This window comes from Actibacterium pelagium (genome assembly GCF_002285415.1).
GTDB classification, from domain to species: domain Bacteria; phylum Pseudomonadota; class Alphaproteobacteria; order Rhodobacterales; family Rhodobacteraceae; genus Actibacterium_B; species Actibacterium_B pelagium.
This window is the reverse complement of the sequence record NZ_NSBU01000004.1, coordinates 760,001-774,531: the sequence shown is the minus strand read 5'-3', so window position 1 is coordinate 774,531 and position 14,531 is coordinate 760,001. Positions and strand designations below refer to the sequence as shown.

The 14,531-nt window shown below is 55.1% G+C and carries 15 protein-coding genes and 1 tRNA gene (1 of these 16 cut by a window edge); 9 read left to right on the top strand and 7 right to left on the bottom strand.

What is annotated here, in order from left to right; all coding sequences use genetic code 11:
* Nucleotides 1-100: 100 nt before the first annotated feature.
* The 5 genes from CLM58_RS03985 to CLM58_RS03970 all read right to left on the bottom strand — a co-directional run bounded on the left by CLM58_RS03985 (nt 101) and on the right by CLM58_RS03970 (nt 4,245).
* Complete coding sequence (locus CLM58_RS03985) at nt 101-292, bottom strand: hypothetical protein (protein ID WP_095594589.1); 192 nt, start codon at nt 290-292, stop codon at nt 101-103.
* Between the two features lie 400 nt (nt 293-692).
* Entirely contained in the window at nt 693-857 is a 165-nt protein-coding gene (locus tag CLM58_RS17100; protein ID WP_158221849.1) for a hypothetical protein, read from the bottom strand.
* Between the two features lie 259 nt (nt 858-1,116).
* Nucleotides 1,117-1,848, bottom strand: a complete 732-nt coding sequence (locus CLM58_RS03980) for a transporter substrate-binding domain-containing protein (protein ID WP_095594588.1) — start codon at nt 1,846-1,848, stop codon at nt 1,117-1,119.
* 344 nt (nt 1,849-2,192) lie between these two features.
* Complete coding sequence (locus CLM58_RS03975) at nt 2,193-3,530, bottom strand: WG repeat-containing protein (RefSeq protein WP_095594587.1); 1,338 nt, start codon at nt 3,528-3,530, stop codon at nt 2,193-2,195.
* The gene (locus CLM58_RS03970; protein ID WP_143226518.1) at nt 3,514-4,245 is read right to left on the bottom strand and encodes a hypothetical protein; all 732 of its coding nucleotides are present in this window, start codon (nt 4,243-4,245) and stop codon (nt 3,514-3,516) included. The genes CLM58_RS03975 and CLM58_RS03970 overlap by 17 nt, the downstream gene beginning before the upstream one ends.
* Nucleotides 4,246-4,785: 540 nt before the next feature.
* Between CLM58_RS03970 and CLM58_RS03965 the strand changes: the two genes are divergently transcribed.
* The 3 genes from CLM58_RS03965 to CLM58_RS03955 are packed head-to-tail and all read left to right on the top strand — an operon-like array spanning nt 4,786 to nt 7,323.
* Nucleotides 4,786-5,493 (top strand): prolipoprotein diacylglyceryl transferase family protein, encoded by a 708-nt coding sequence (locus CLM58_RS03965; protein WP_158221848.1) that lies wholly within the window; start codon nt 4,786-4,788, stop codon nt 5,491-5,493.
* Nucleotides 5,480-6,895 (top strand): radical SAM protein, encoded by a 1,416-nt coding sequence (locus CLM58_RS03960; RefSeq protein WP_095594584.1) that lies wholly within the window; start codon nt 5,480-5,482, stop codon nt 6,893-6,895. Before CLM58_RS03965 ends, CLM58_RS03960 begins: the two co-directional genes overlap by 14 nt.
* On the top strand, nt 6,895-7,323 hold the full coding sequence (locus tag CLM58_RS03955; protein ID WP_095594583.1) for a hypothetical protein: 429 nt from the start codon (nt 6,895-6,897) through the stop codon (nt 7,321-7,323). Before CLM58_RS03960 ends, CLM58_RS03955 begins: the two co-directional genes overlap by 1 nt.
* A gap of 135 nt (nt 7,324-7,458) precedes the next feature.
* Here the strand turns inward: CLM58_RS03955 and CLM58_RS03950 are convergent, their stop codons facing one another.
* Together CLM58_RS03950 and CLM58_RS03945 are read right to left on the bottom strand one after the other, a co-directional pair.
* Nucleotides 7,459-8,667 carry a tyrosine-type recombinase/integrase gene (locus CLM58_RS03950; protein WP_095594582.1) on the bottom strand — a complete coding sequence of 403 codons (1,209 nt, stop codon included), beginning with the start codon at nt 8,665-8,667 and terminating at the stop codon, nt 7,459-7,461.
* Nucleotides 8,668-8,814: 147 nt separating this feature from the next.
* Nucleotides 8,815-8,904: transfer RNA gene (locus CLM58_RS03945), tRNA-Ser, on the bottom strand.
* A gap of 161 nt (nt 8,905-9,065) precedes the next feature.
* Between CLM58_RS03945 and CLM58_RS03940 the strand changes: the two genes are divergently transcribed.
* The 6 genes in view from CLM58_RS03940 to CLM58_RS03915 are tightly spaced (at most 15 nt apart) and all read left to right on the top strand, a layout consistent with a single transcriptional unit that may run on beyond the window.
* Entirely contained in the window at nt 9,066-10,175 is a 1,110-nt protein-coding gene (locus CLM58_RS03940; RefSeq protein ID WP_158221847.1) for an SPOR domain-containing protein, read from the top strand.
* A 15-nt stretch (nt 10,176-10,190) separates the two neighbouring features.
* A complete protein-coding gene (locus CLM58_RS03935) occupies nt 10,191-11,342 on the top strand; it encodes a D-alanyl-D-alanine carboxypeptidase family protein (RefSeq protein ID WP_095594580.1) in 1,152 nt (383 codons plus the stop codon).
* A 1-nt stretch (nt 11,343) separates the two neighbouring features.
* Nucleotides 11,344-11,955: a dTMP kinase gene (gene tmk, locus CLM58_RS03930; RefSeq protein WP_095594579.1), complete on the top strand. Its 612-nt coding sequence runs from the start codon at nt 11,344-11,346 to the stop codon at nt 11,953-11,955.
* Nucleotides 11,952-13,076, top strand: a complete 1,125-nt coding sequence (locus CLM58_RS03925) for a DNA polymerase III subunit delta' (protein WP_095594578.1) — start codon at nt 11,952-11,954, stop codon at nt 13,074-13,076. The genes tmk and CLM58_RS03925 overlap by 4 nt, the downstream gene beginning before the upstream one ends.
* Complete coding sequence (locus CLM58_RS03920; protein ID WP_095594577.1) at nt 13,073-13,876, top strand: TatD family hydrolase; 804 nt, start codon at nt 13,073-13,075, stop codon at nt 13,874-13,876. The genes CLM58_RS03925 and CLM58_RS03920 overlap by 4 nt, the downstream gene beginning before the upstream one ends.
* On the top strand, nt 13,873-14,531 hold the 5' portion of the coding sequence (locus CLM58_RS03915; RefSeq protein WP_095594576.1) for an MBL fold metallo-hydrolase. Its footprint extends 139 nt past the window's final position; 659 of the gene's 798 nt are visible here — the first part of the coding sequence; its start codon is at nt 13,873-13,875; its stop codon lies beyond the right edge, outside the window. Before CLM58_RS03920 ends, CLM58_RS03915 begins: the two co-directional genes overlap by 4 nt.

The following is a 14,531-nucleotide window of genomic DNA, read 5'->3' as shown; positions in this document are numbered from 1 at the left end:
CTGAGGATTACACAGCAGCCTACGGGAAGGCAGCTTTGTTCGCTCAGCCGACATGCAATCAAGGCCGCCGATAAATTTTCCAATTAGGACAATCTGTTCGTCATCGAGAAAGCCATTTCATCAGCCATGCTAAGACAACCAATACGGCAGCAAGCCCCAATAAGACGGGAACCAATCCATATCCAAAACCAAACTTGAAGCCGAAAAGAACGCCTTGCGCTAGATAAACAAATACGACCATGAACAACAGCATAGCCGCGACAAAAGCCATAACATTTAGCCATTTCTTCATTACAGTTTCCGCTACTTGCTGCACTGACAATGCTTCATAACACCCTAGGCACCCAAGCCACCTCGACGGCCCTCATCGGCCTTAAGGCTCACTGGTCTGCCCCCATCGGGTGGTCCGATTTGATTGTTAGTGCATCATGGTAGCGAGAGATCGCGCGCCTTCAAAAGCTGGTCTCGCTGCTGCATTAGGTTTTTTCTTAGGCCCCTTGGGTGTTCTTATTACCTTTTTCTTGAAGGACGCCGAGCAAAGTTGATTATGGCGCGGTTCCATCTGCCTACGCTAAGGCCTAAAGGAAGCTAGTTCTGGATTTATCAGGGCAGGTACGAACGATTGCGCCAATCCATTTGCAAGGGGCGACGAGGTGCGCCCCTTGGTGTATCCACTAAGAGTTATGGACTTGCTACTTCTTTCCCCCTCCGGGGAAATTGTCGCGATTAGCACCTCCGCCGGTCTCTCCGTCGAACGTGATGCCCGGCCTTGGGCTGTCACCTGCTTGTGGCTTTCCTGCGAGCGCGGCAGTCGAAAATGACGACAGAGCCAATATCATAATAGGAATGTACTTCATTCTAACCTCCTTGGGCTGATGTTTCTAAAGTATAGAAAGCTGGCTATCGTCGGTAATTACTAGCACTATGCTCAACGGCTAAACGCAATTTAGACCTCTTTGCTCGGTCTAAGATGCATAGAAGACCTCTACTCTCTGCGAAGTCTTTTTTCTGTCCTGCGCGGTATTCGCGAAGCGTTGTGCCGACGAATTTTTCGAACTCTATAACCAAATTTTTTGCACAAAACGCAAAAAATTACAAATACACCAACTAGGATATCTACCAACGTGCGGCATCTACGCCGAACCAAGTCTCAGTCAATGTGTTCAAGCTTCCATCCTGAGACATATCGAAAATCTGGTCCTCGAAAGCGAAGCGCAGATCCATGTCATCGCTACGCACCGCCATAGCGATGCCTGGCTTGATTTTGATTTCGTCTCGGTTCCCGATGATGACAAACTCGCCGCCTGAGGCCTCGGCCACCGGGACAAGGGCCTCCCTTTCGCCAAACAAAGACATGACCTGCCTGTCCCGCACTGCGGCAAGAGCGGCTTCGAGGGTTTCGTATTCGTTAAAAGAAGCGCCAGTCGTTTGGGCATATGCCGTCACTGCGGGGTCAGGGAGGTGCGAAATAATTGCCCCCTCAATCGTCCATTGCGTGCCGGGCAAGCCGATATGGAGGAATGGATCAAGCATTAAATAGGGCATCGTTCGATCAACACCGTCTATGGCTTCGTCACCCATCGAGACCCCGGCCACAATTGCGTCTACCTCGCCCGCTTGAAGTGCAGACCAAAGCTGCTCAGGAGGCAAAACCTTCCAATCACAAGAAAAGCCTGCGCGCTTGCAAAGCTCGTCGCCCAAAGCCTTTTCGAACCCTTGAAGTGCCGCGGGATCAATTGTGTAACTGCTCACGTTGTAGACCTGAACCGATCCGACATTAATCGTATCAGCAAACCCAGGAAATGAAGCGATTGAAAAGGCCGTGGCCAAATAAGAAACGTGTTTCATTATCTTCCTCTCCAAATCTGTTTGCCGAACCGGGACAACGGTAAGTAGTCGGGCTAATTAAGCCTTGCAAAGGCGTCTTTTGTCGTTGATCGAAGTCAAAACGGCAATTGGACCCCACGGGTAGGCTGCTCGCCACCATTCCTTGCAAAATTCGTTCGCAGAGTAACTAGTGCTGCGAACACCGCGCGACTGACCACTTCATCCGCATCGTGGACATAGGTCCAATCCGCCACGAAGGTCCGGAACGAGCCCGACGTTTGGCTTCGTTGAAGAAAATGACGGGTATAAGCCCCAAGCGGACGGCCATATAGGATCCAGTTCCTAAGTCTAATCGTAACGCAAAATTACTTACATCCCGATCTGAACGAGTAGATCGCAGTCCCGTCACGATCAATATAACGTTCACGTCCATCGCCGTATACGAAAGCGAGTTTCAGGCGAAATGGGCTTCCTCGAACCCGCTTCTCATCGAACATGATGGCGATCTCTCCTTCCTTATCGATATAAGCGGGATCACCGCGATAGCGCACGAAGGCCAGACCGCCTGAGAAGTCCGAGGCTGCTTGGAATTTCGCGGGGATTACGATCTTTCCAGTCGCATCGAGGTATCCGAATTTTCCACTATCTTCGAAAACTGCGCGATCGTCATAGACCATTCCAATTGAAGCAAAAGATGGCTCGATTAGGATCGAGCCAGTCCTTACATCAATCAATCCCACGACTTTTTTGCCGCGCTTTAAATCAATATATTTTCTAATTGGGCTCAGTTTTGGCCAATCAAAATGGAACTGACCGAAATTCGACATGATCTGTTTGTTCGGTTCTTGAAGTTCCACGGTGTAAGTTCCGTTCCGGTCAATGAAACCAGTTTCATTGCCGATCCTGATTTGAGCGACACCCTCGTTGAATGGAGCAGCCATGTCGAATTCCGGCTCGAATTCGAATGCCTTGCGCTCAACATTGTAGTAACCAGCCTTATCGCTCACGTAGACATTCAAGAGGCCCTCTGACAGGACGTTGACCCGATCGAATTGGGCTTCCGCGAGCACGTCGCCGTTCACATGCATCACGCCTTGCTTTCCCTTCGTCTCAAACATGACGTAGGGACCGTGGCTCAAGAACCTGATGACATCGTATTTCGGCTCGACGACGTATCGGGCTTCGCGGTCAATGAGGCCCCACCACCCGTCGACCATGACGATTGATACGCCCGCGCGGAACCCGGATGCGAAGTCGTAGTCAAAGGGAATGACATCCTTCCCGGTGGTATCAATGAAGCCCCATTTGCCCTCACGTGACACCGCCGCAACCCCATCATGGAAGCCGTATACTTCGTCATAACCAGGGGGGATGATCTCGCCCTCTGCGCTGACAAATCCCCATTTAAGTGCCGCGCCACCAGCGAAGTTCGCCACCGCAACAGGCCCGTCAGCACCAAGAACATTGGGAGCAAACCTGAGGTCTGTGCATCCGGGAATCGGAAACCGCAAGCCTTTCAAGCTGTCGTAAGCCGGTTCCGCTATGACGTCTCCACTTTCGGATATGAAGCCCCACTTGTCGTCAACGAGAATTGGATAGAGCACCCCCTTGCCAGGTGTATCTTGTGCACTTCCCTGAAACGCTGCGCCAAGCGCCAAGAAGCCAGAAATTAACAACCCAAGTGGGCTAAACGCTGTTCCCATTCATGGCCTTCCTTCCTTTGAGACCCGCATAAGCGGCCGAAACCGATCCGCCTGCGAGCAGAGTAATAAGCAGGAGAATGGGTGAGACCGGCGAGAAGTTCTCCCTGAGCGTGACGTTCTCATAGATGTGCAAGGTCCTATTCCAGCTTCCACGCAGACTGACGGAGCCACCTCCGGGCTTGCTGAACAAAACCCCGAGACCCGAGCCTCTCGCATTTGGAACACCGCCGACGACAATCTCCCACCCCTGTGAAACCAGCTTGTCTGTTAAGTCCCTGACAGCCGGCAAGGTTTCGTTCTGAGCTTCAATACGATAAAGCACACCCGGCCCGCTGGACGCGTTCCCGAAAGGATCAGCGGAGATACTTGAAACGGTAAGACCAGGACTGTCTGGCATGTCAGTTGCTCGCAATAGCATCTCTTGCCGAGCGACCTCGTAGGGGAGATAGGCGCAAAACGGTACCCCTATGAAGGTAAGGGTGATCGCCAGTCCAACTGATATAGGCCTCAGACAGCCCATCGAAGACATGAAGAAAGCCCAGACGGCCCATCCCGCGTAAGGTAACAGCAAGACCGGAAAAATGAAAACTATCAGAAGATAGGAGGCAACGACGAGAGTTGCAGACGTCAACGTGCCCAAGCACACGATTACACAAACCACCGCCAGAAAAGCGTTTATCTTGTTGCTCGCAAGCATTTGACGAATGATAAACATAAAGCGCCACACGGCTTTGACTGACATCAAATAGAATGTTGAGAGAAGTAAACCTCTTGAGCGACCGCTCTGTCCGCTCAACTTCCCTTCAATTACTCCATGCCAAACGACTGCGTTTACACTGTGACACCAGTTTCCAAATGATCGGCCGCCAGATTAGCCTACCTACCCGAAGGTATAGCCTGCCATCCCGATGCTGCTTTGATTCAGTGTCGAAAGGCCGGCATGATCTAAACGTTCCCTGCTTCTCCCCCGGCGTGTAGTGAGGCACTGTTAAGCCGCCGGGGGAGGACATATGACCCGCCGCTGATGTAGAGGGCATCTCTGAGGGTGGTGGCTTTGAGCGGACATTTGGTCAAATTGCAGCGGATGTCGGTCTGAACTCGAAGCGGACTAGATGGCATTCAAATTATCCGTCCAGTTTTGAAGGCAATGGTGTGCCCGTTCGCGCAGCAAACCATTCCCATAACTAGTCTTTGTCTCAGGATTAGAACGGCAGCAGCGGTTGACAGGAGACGCTTCTGCTGAATGACTTTGAAGATGAGCGGTTTCAATATCCACATTGTCTTTGACTTGCTTGCAGCATCGCTTTCTTTGGTGGGAACGTATTTGGCCTATACTTGGCGCCTTCGTGCGGCAAACGCGATGGCGTTGGGCAAACTAAGCACAGGCTATGGTATCGCGTTGGTCACCGGGGCAGCAGTCGGCGGGTATGGTCTGGGCAGCGCAAACCTCATCTTGTCAGAAATTCCAATGGTTGGCCGCAGCATCGTCGGCGCCCTTGCCGGTGCGACCTTGGCGATTGAGATCTATAAGAGGTTTCGCGGCATAGTGGGTAGCACCGGCGTGATCTTTGTCATTGGTTTCACGACAACCGTGGCGGTCGGTCGTATTGGTTGTTTGCTCTCCGGGCTCGAAGATCAAACGCACGGCATCCCGACCGGTGCATCCTGGGGGTGGGACTTCGGTGACGGTATCTTGCGCCATCCGGTGCAACTCTATGAATCGACGGCAATGGCAGTATTCTTGGTAGGAGCGGTTATAGCGCTTGCCGTTCGCTCGCCATTTTTCTTGAAAAACGGGTTCTACTTGATGGTTGGTTTCTACGCGGCCCAACGGTTCATCTGGGAATTCCTGAAACCTTACACGTCGATCGCTGGACCATTAAATTTGTTTCACTTTGTTTGTCTCAGTCTAATCGCATACGCTATTTACATGATTTTGAGGTCAAAGGATGCTCGAACGTAAGTCTGCTCCATATCTGTTTCACGGGCAAACCACGTCTCTTTGCGACGAATGCCTCGCGACGGTCCCAGCAAAGATCATCATCGAGGGTCAGAATGTATATTATCAAAAGAGGTGTCGTACCCACGGCGTACGCAAAGCGCTGATTTCAACAGACGCAGACTACTACAGGCGCTGCCTTGACTGGGTAAAACCCGGCGATCGCCCAAATGAATTCCAAACTCGTATCGACAGGGGTTGTCCCTACGACTGCGGCCTTTGCCCCGACCATGAGCAACACAGCTGCCTCGCCATTATTGAGATAAACGAACACTGCAATCTCAGCTGCCCGGTGTGTTTTGCAGACTCCTCACCATCTCGAACAGGAACCCGGACGCTGGCCGAAGTCGAGACAATGCTGAACACACTGGTCGAAAGTGAGGTTGAGCCAGACCTTCTACAAATATCGGGTGGAGAACCGACGCTACATCCAGATATCTTGGAAGTTCTTCACCTTGCGAAATCCAAACCAATCCGACACTTGATGGTCAACACAAATGGATTGCGCATTGCTCGGGACAAGGAATTTGTTGCCAAGTTGGCCGAGCTCAAACCCGGGTTTGAAGTTTATCTACAGTTCGATTCATTAAGGCCAGACGTGCACCAACAACTACGAGGTGCCGACCTGACACGCATTCGGCAGCAGGCTCTTGAGAATCTAGAGGAGTTTGGGATTTCGACGACGCTTGTCGCTGTGATCAAGAAGGGCCTCAACGACGACGAGGTCGGCGACATTGTGAAACATGCGTTGACCTGGTCCTGTGTCCGTGGCGTGACCTTCCAACCGATACAAGATGCCGGACGCAATGACGGCTTTGAGCCCGACAGGGATAGAATCGTTCTTAGCGACATCCGCCGCAGCATCATTGAGGCAGACAATCCGTTCACCGAACGAGATGTGATCCCGCTTCCCTGCAACCCGGAATCGATCACGATCGGTTATGCTCTGCGGCAGGGAAAAGACATTGCGCCGGTCACAAGTTTTCTTCCGCGCGAAATGCTGGTTGATGAAGTGCCCAATACGGTCAGTTTTGAGAAATTTCCCGAACTAAGAAAACGGTTGTTTGAGTTCTTTTCATTAGAAAGTGATCCGACCAATTCATCGGAGCGGTTGGAAGCGCTCTTGTGTTGCTTGCCAGAGGTCCCGACGCCGGGCAATCTGGAATACTCTAACATCTTCAGGGTGGTGGTTTCAGAATTTCTTGATCCGCACAACTTTTGTATTTCACGCGTGAAACGCTCTTGTGTTCATTTTGTTACTTTGGATGGCAAGATCATCCCGTTCGACACCTACAACCTTTTCTACAGGGACGCGGCTGCGCGGGCGCGGCGAATGAATTCGCTTTCTATGTTAGGAGCTCGGTGATGTTTTATCTGTTAGTTTTCACGGCATTGATATGCTTTGGTGTTTGGGCGGTCGGGAAACCCGAATACGCGAAGCTCGGTCTATTTACAGTCTCATTGATTGCATTATTCATCGGAGGTTGTGGCTTTTTATTCTCAGGCGCAGCAGTTCTCAACTGGGACGGTTGGTCGAGCGGTATTTTGTTGTTCTCTTTGCCATCAGGTATCATCGGAACCCTGATTGGCTGGTTCGGTTGGAGAAAGTTCAAGCGAACCATGGGCACCATTACAGATGCCAATGGAATGAATCCTCAGCTGGTCGGAAAAGTTGGATTTGAGTACCGTGGAAAAAAAGTCGATGTGGAAGATGATTTCTATTGCTTTGATGGGAAAAACTTTGAGTCCGTAACGTCAGTTAAAGAGTACATCGACTCAATTCTACCTGATTAGGGGCAGGCCTTTGAGCCGGTTGAGCATGGTTTCCGTAGATTTCTTCTTCATGTGTTCCCCGCACAAAAACTGCAAAGTATACATTGCTTAATTGGTCAAAGCAGAACCCGACCAGAACGCATTTCAGAGGTTTCCTTACTTTTCGTCTTCTGGTGCCACTTTTTCTGCACTGCCACCAGCGTCGGAAACAAATTTCGACCAACGTTCCATGAGAGCGCGCCGCTTTTCGAGAAGGTCAGACCGAGAATACGCTCGCTCGACATCCGATCCAATCCGGTGTGACAGGCTCAACTCTGCGACCTCTCGTTGTGCGTTCGAGACCTCAGAGGCCCAGTCCCGGAAGGTAGAACGGAACCCGTGAACCGTAACTCCTTCCACTTGCATCCGCCTCAAAAGCATCAGCATCGACATGTTGGAAAGAGGCCTATGCCTCTTCTGCCCCTCAAAAACATACTCCGACTTCATGGCGCGAAGAGGCTCAATGATTGAAAGCATTTCTTCTGTCAGAGGAACTCTATGGTGTTCGCCTGTTTTCATGCGATCCGCAGGGCAAGTCCACAGCCGGGCTTCTGCGTCGATTTCGTCCCAGCGCATACCTAATACTTCGTTCGTTCGTGAACCGGTTAGGCAGGTAAACATCAATGCTTTCGCAGCCATGGCATTTCGAGATTTGAGCTCGGCATAGAACGCTGGCACGTCTTGCCATTTCATCGCTTTGTGATGCTTTACCTTGGCATTCACTTTGGGCAGAACATTCCCGTCCTTGATGGCAGTCACTGGGTTTTCACCGGAACGGAACCCTTTGGAGCGCGCTACATCCAAAACTGTTTTGATCCTCTGCGCCAAACGTTTCGCTGTCTCATGCTTCTGAGTCCAAATTGGAGACAAGCACATCAAAACCTCTGGCTGGCCAATGTTATCGACAGGCATTCGCCCAATTGTAGGAAATGCATAGTCGCGTAGCGTATTAATCCACTGCTGGCCGTGCTTAGCATTCTTCCAGGTCGGCATCCGCTCAATGTGAACTTGTTTCGCTAATTCTTCAAAACTCGGGACTTGCTGCTCCGCATTGTAGCGCGGGTTGAGACCCTGCCTCGCCATGCGCCTATATTCCAGGGCGCGCTCACGCGCTTGGTTCAACGTCACAACATCTGCGCCACCCAACCCAAAGTCCGTCCTCAAAGGGGCGCCCTTCCTATTCTTTTGTCCCTTAACGACGACGCGAACGATCCAGCGCCGTGCGCCTGATGGATCAACAACTAAATAAAGCCCATTTCCGTCACCATGCCGACCTGAGCCTAGATTTTGTACGAGTTTCTTAGTGAGTTTACCGGTCAGCGCCAATTACATACCACATTTTATACCACACATTGAAATAATATAGGGATCATAGAAACAAACTCAGCAAAAATCTATTCGGGAAATTTTTCATTAAATTCAGATATTTATAAGGAAATTCGCAACTCAATCACACTCTACAAAAAGGTGATCTGGCGGAGGAGGTGGGATTCGAACCCACGGTACGCTTTCACGTACGCCGGTTTTCAAGACCGGTGCATTCGACCACTCTGCCACTCCTCCGGCGGGTCGTCATAGCCAATTACCCTTCGTGACCGGAAAGTGCCAGCCAATTTTTGCCCGTTGACGCAGCGTGGACTTTCCATGCGCCGGACCCGAAGCTATCATGCCCCCAGGCAGATTTTATGGACCGCGCGGAAACAGTCGCGGCGAAGGGCAGTGTCATGAAAACATCCTTGGTGGTGCGTGGGCTTGGTGGGCTGGCGGCAGTCGGCCTTTTGAGCGCGTGCGAGTTGGAAGGCACAGGAACCACGGAAGCTCCGCCCGCGGCTGAAGTTCAGGCAGGAACTGAAGTGATTGAGCGTGAAACCGATGTGGATGCTCCCTCGATATTTTCGGCGAATGAAACCGGTCTGTGGGACGGACGCCCGTCTTTTGGCGGGGTTTGGGTTGCGCATCCGGATGCAACTCAGCCCGAACGCGTGCGCATCACGAATGTCTCTACCGGCAAAACCGTTGCAGGGGCCCTGTTCCGCCGTGAGCGAGATTTCCCTGGTCCGCGGTTCCAGATCTCTTCGAATGCAGCGGCGGCCCTAGGCATTCTTGCCGGCCAACCCACAGAATTGCAGGTGATTGCGTTGCGCCGCGAGACGGTGACCATCACCCCGGCCGAACCTGAACCCGCGCCCGAACCAGAAGTAACCGAAGAGGTTATCGAAGCCGCGCCGGAAGTAGCTGATACCGAAGCAACCGATGGTGAGGGCACCGAAGCTGCCGCGCTGACCCCGGAAGAGCTGCGTAAGAAGCGGCGGCAGGAAGCCGCGGCCAAGCGCAAAGCCGAAAGGGAAGCCCGGATCAAGGCCCGCGAGGAAGAGCGCGCGCGCATCGCTGCCGAACGCGAGGCGAAGGAACAGGCGGAAGCAGAAGTCCGCGCAGCCGCGGAAGCGGCCGCCGCAGCCGCCGCAGCCGACGCTGCTGCCGAGAAAGCCGCGACCAAGCCAGCGGCGCGCCCTGCCTCGAACGACCCGATTGCCGCCGCTGCTGCCGCACTCGAAAGCGTCGAAAGCGAAGCGCCCGCAGCTGTCGAAGCACCAAAACCGCCTAGAGCCCCGTTTGCTCAGGTTGGTGTTTACAAAACCCGCGAAGAAGCCGATCAGATCAGCGCTGTGCTAAGCGGCGCAGGATTGCTGCCGACGGTCGTGGAACGTCGCTTCCTGAACCAGATCAGCTATCGCATCATCGTCGGACCGGCCCAAACCCAGTCCGAATACGACACATTCGTCGCGCAGCTATCGGCCTTAGGCTATGATGGCGTGAAACCGGTTCGCCGCTAATTAAAGGAGGCCCTTATGCGCAAATTCCTGTTTTCGCTCGTGGCGCTTCTATGCCTGAGCCTTCCGTCCTTCGCAGCGTTCGAGACGCGCGCCAATTCGGCCTTTGTGCTGGATCAAACCACTGGCACGGTTCTGTTCGCCAAGAATGCCGAGCAGCCGCTGCCACCCGCGTCGATGTCAAAGCTGATGACGCTGAACATGTTGTTCGAGGCCCTGAAGGATGGGCGCGTCAGCATGGACACGCGCTTTGCCGTTTCGACCAAGGCCCGCGAGATGGGTGGATCAACCATGTTCCTGAACGAACGTGACCGCCCCACCGTCGAAGAGTTGATCCAAGGTATCATCGTGATGTCTGGCAATGACGCCTGCGTCGTCGTGGCCGAAGGTCTTGCCGGGACTGAAGCCGCCTTTGCGCGCTTGATGAACGACCGAGCCCGCGATCTGGGAATGGAGAACTCTACCTTCGCCAACGCCAGCGGTTGGCCCCACCCTAACCAGCGCATGTCGATGCGCGATCTGGGGTTGCTGGCAAACAGGCTGATCTCGGAGTTCCCGGAATATTATGGGTTCTTCTCGGCGACAGAGTTTGACTTTGACGGACGTGCACCGACGAACCGGTTCAATCGCAACCCGCTTTTGAAGCTGGGCATTGGGGCCGACGGTCTGAAAACCGGTCACACCAACGAGGCGGGCTATGGTCTTGTTGGCTCTGCTGTTCAGGGCAATCGCCGGGTGATTTTCGTGATCAGTGGGCTGAATTCGGAAAAGGAACGCGCCGAAGAGGCAGAGCGCGTCGTAAGCTGGGCTTTCCGCCAGTTTGTGCAAAAAACCGTTGCGAAAGAGGGTCAAAGACTAGCCGAAGCCAAGGTCTGGATGGGCGCGGAACGCAGTGTCGCGCTGGTCGCCCCTTCAGATATCGAGCTGATCCTGCCTGCCTTAGTCCGCAACGAGATTGAGGCACATGTGGAATTCAACAGCCCGATCGAGGCACCGATCGAGGCGGGTCAACAACTTGGGGAACTGGTTGTGAACCTGCCCGAAATGGACCAGCAGCGCCTGCCGCTGGTGGCTGAAACCTCTGTCGAAAAAGGCGGCTTCGTGCCACGCATCCGAACCGCCGCTGGTGTTCTGATGGGCAAGATTACTTCTGGCGAAAGTCTGTTCTGACATGTTCATCACCTTCGAGGGGATCGACGGCTCTGGTAAATCCACACAGGCCAAAGCTCTTGCTGCGACATTGGAAGCGCAAGGGATCGAAGTGGTTCTGACCCGCGAGCCGGGCGGAAGCCCCGGGGCCGAAGAAATCCGACGCATGGTGCTTGAGGGCGAACCTGACAAGTGGTCGCCGCAAACGGAACTCTTGCTGTTCACGGCTGCGCGCCGGGATCATCTGGAAAAGACCATCGTGCCTGCGCTTGCCGCGGGCAAAGTCGTGATCTGCGACCGATTTGCGGATTCTACGCGGGTCTATCAGGGCATTACCCGGGGTGATCTGCGCAAACAGGTGGACACGCTGCACCAGCTGATGATCGGACGCGAACCGGACCTGACCTTCATTGTCGATATGGACCCCTCCGTCGGCTTGGCCCGCGCCAAGGGGCGGCAAGGCACCGAGGAACGGTTCGAGGATTTCGGCGTCTCCATGCAGGAACAGATGCGCGAGGGTTTTTTGTCCCTTGCGGCTGAATTCCCCGACCGCTGTATCGTCATCGACGGCAACCGTGACATCGACACCGTCGCCGCCGAGATCGCCGGGATCGCCAAGGCCAATCTGGGATGAGCGACCGCCCTGAACCCGATGCCATCGACGGCGCCCCGCATCCTCGTGAGACAGAGGTCCTTTACGGCCAGCACTCCGCCGAAGAGGCGTTTCTGACGGCGTTCAATTCGGGCCGCTTGCACCACGGATGGCTGATCACCGGACCGCGTGGCGTGGGCAAAGCGACGCTGGCATGGAAGCTGGCGCGCTTCCTTCTGGCCACGCCCAAGGAGGACGGCGGCTTCTTCACCGCCCCCACGCCCGAGACATTGGACATACCTGTCGATCATCCGGTTTCTCATAGGTTGCTGGCCCTTTCTGAACCCGGCCTCTTCCTGCTGCGCCGCGCCTATGACGACAAGAAAGACGCACTGAAAACCGTCATCACCGTGGATGAGGTGCGCAAGCTGAAGAACTTCTTCTCGCTGTCTTCAACCGACGGCGGTCGCCGCGTAGTGATTGTCGATTGCGCGGACGAGATGAACGTCAACGCCGCCAACGCCCTGTTGAAACTGCTGGAAGAGCCGCCCGAAGACGCGGTGATCTTGCTGATTGCCCATCAACCCTCGCGCCTTCTGCCGACCATCCGGTCGCGCTGCCGCGAGTTGCGGTGCCAACCGCTAGTGCCCGAGGACATGGCCCTCGCGCTGGCGCAGGCAGAGGCCGAAACCGACAACCCAACGGGCCTTGCCGCGCTTTCTGGCGGGTCGGTGGGCGAAGCCGTCCGGCTAACCAACCTAGGCGGGCTGGACCTTTATTCCGACCTTGTGCGCCTCTTTGGCACCCTGCCCCGTCTGGACCGCCAGATTGCGCTGAAGCTTGCCAACAGCGCAGTGGGCAAGGCCAACGCGCCGAAATACGATCTGCTTCTGACCCTGATCGACACCTTCCTGTCGCGACTGGCCCGCACCGGCGTCGCGGGACCGCCCGCCCCCGAAGCCGCCCCCGGCGAGGCCGAGGTCATGACCCGCCTCTGCCCCGATACCTATGCCGCCCGGACATGGGCCGAGCTTGCGCAAGAGTTGACCGATCGAATGCAGCACGGTCGAGCGGTCAACCTTGACCCTTCGTCGCTGATCCTTGATACGGTCCTGAAGATTGACCAGACAGCGGCAAAAATCGCCGCAAGAGTGCAGGCATGAGCGTACCCCAGATCACCGACAGCCACTGTCACCTCGACTTCCCTGATTTCGATGGCGAACTGCCCGAGATCATCGCGCGCGCTGAAGAGGCTGGCGTGACTCGCATGGTCACCATCTGCACCAAACTGCGGCAAGAGCCGCAAGTCCGCGCGATCGCCGAGGCGTATGCCCCCGTCTTCTATGCTGCCGGCACCCACCCGATGAGCGCGGCAGAGGAACCGATGGCCACCGTCGACGAGCTGATCGCACTGGCCAAACATCCGAAGTTCGTAGGCATCGGTGAAAGCGGGCTAGATTACCACTACACCGCCGAAAGCGCGCAGGTGCAAAAGGACAGCCTGCGCATCCATATCGCAGCCGCGCGCGAAACCGGCCTGCCCCTGATCATCCACGCCCGCGCGGCCGACGATGACATGGCCCGTATCCTGTCCGAGGAATACGCCAATGGCGCCTATTCCTGCGTGATGCACTGTTTCTCGTCCTCTGCAGAGTTGGCAAAAGCCGCTCTGGACCTTGGGTTCTACTTGTCCATGTCCGGCATCGCGGCCTTCCCCCGCAGTCAGGACCTGCGCGATATCTTTGCTGCGGCCCCCGTGGACCGCATCCTTGTAGAGACCGACGCCCCCTATCTTGCCCCGCCGCCCTATCGCGGCAAGCGGAACGAGCCCGCCTATTCAGCCAATACCGCCAAGGTTGGTGCCGAAGTGTTTGGTATGGACTACGCGGCCTTCGCCGCGCAGACGCAGGCGAATTTCGAACGTCTGTTTTCCAAAGCCGCCACCTATGAGGTCGCCGCCTGATGAGCCTGCGTTTCACCATTCTTGGCTGTGGATCTTCCGGGGGCGTGCCCCGGCTTGGCGGACACTGGGGGGCCTGCGACCCACAGAACCCCAAGAACCGCCGGTTCCGTTGCTCGATGCTGGTGGAACGTGAAGGACCCGAAGGTGTCACCCAAGTGCTGATCGACACCACACCGGATATGCGCTCGCAACTGCTGCACGCCCATGTCGGACGGCTGGACGCGGTGGTCTATACCCACAGTCACGCAGACCATGTGCACGGGCTGGACGATCTGCGCCAGATTGTCTTCAACATGCGCGAAAGGCTGGATGTCTGGGCCGACGGGCCCACGCAAAACGACCTTCTATCGCGCTTTGGCTATGCTTTCGTGCAGCCAGAGGGCTCGCCCTATCCGCCGATCCTCGACATGCACACAATCAACGGCCCCTTCACCATCAATGGCGCTGGCGGAGAGATCACGTTCACCCCGTTCAAGGTTAATCACGGCTCTATCGACGCCCTTGGCTTCCGGATCGAGGATTTGGCCTACCTGCCTGATGTGGCCGAGATCTACGACCAAGCCGTGCCGGTCCTGAAGGATCTGAAGATCTTTGTCGTCGATGCCCTGCGCCGCGACCCGCATCCGACCCATGCCCATCTGGCCAAAACGCTGGA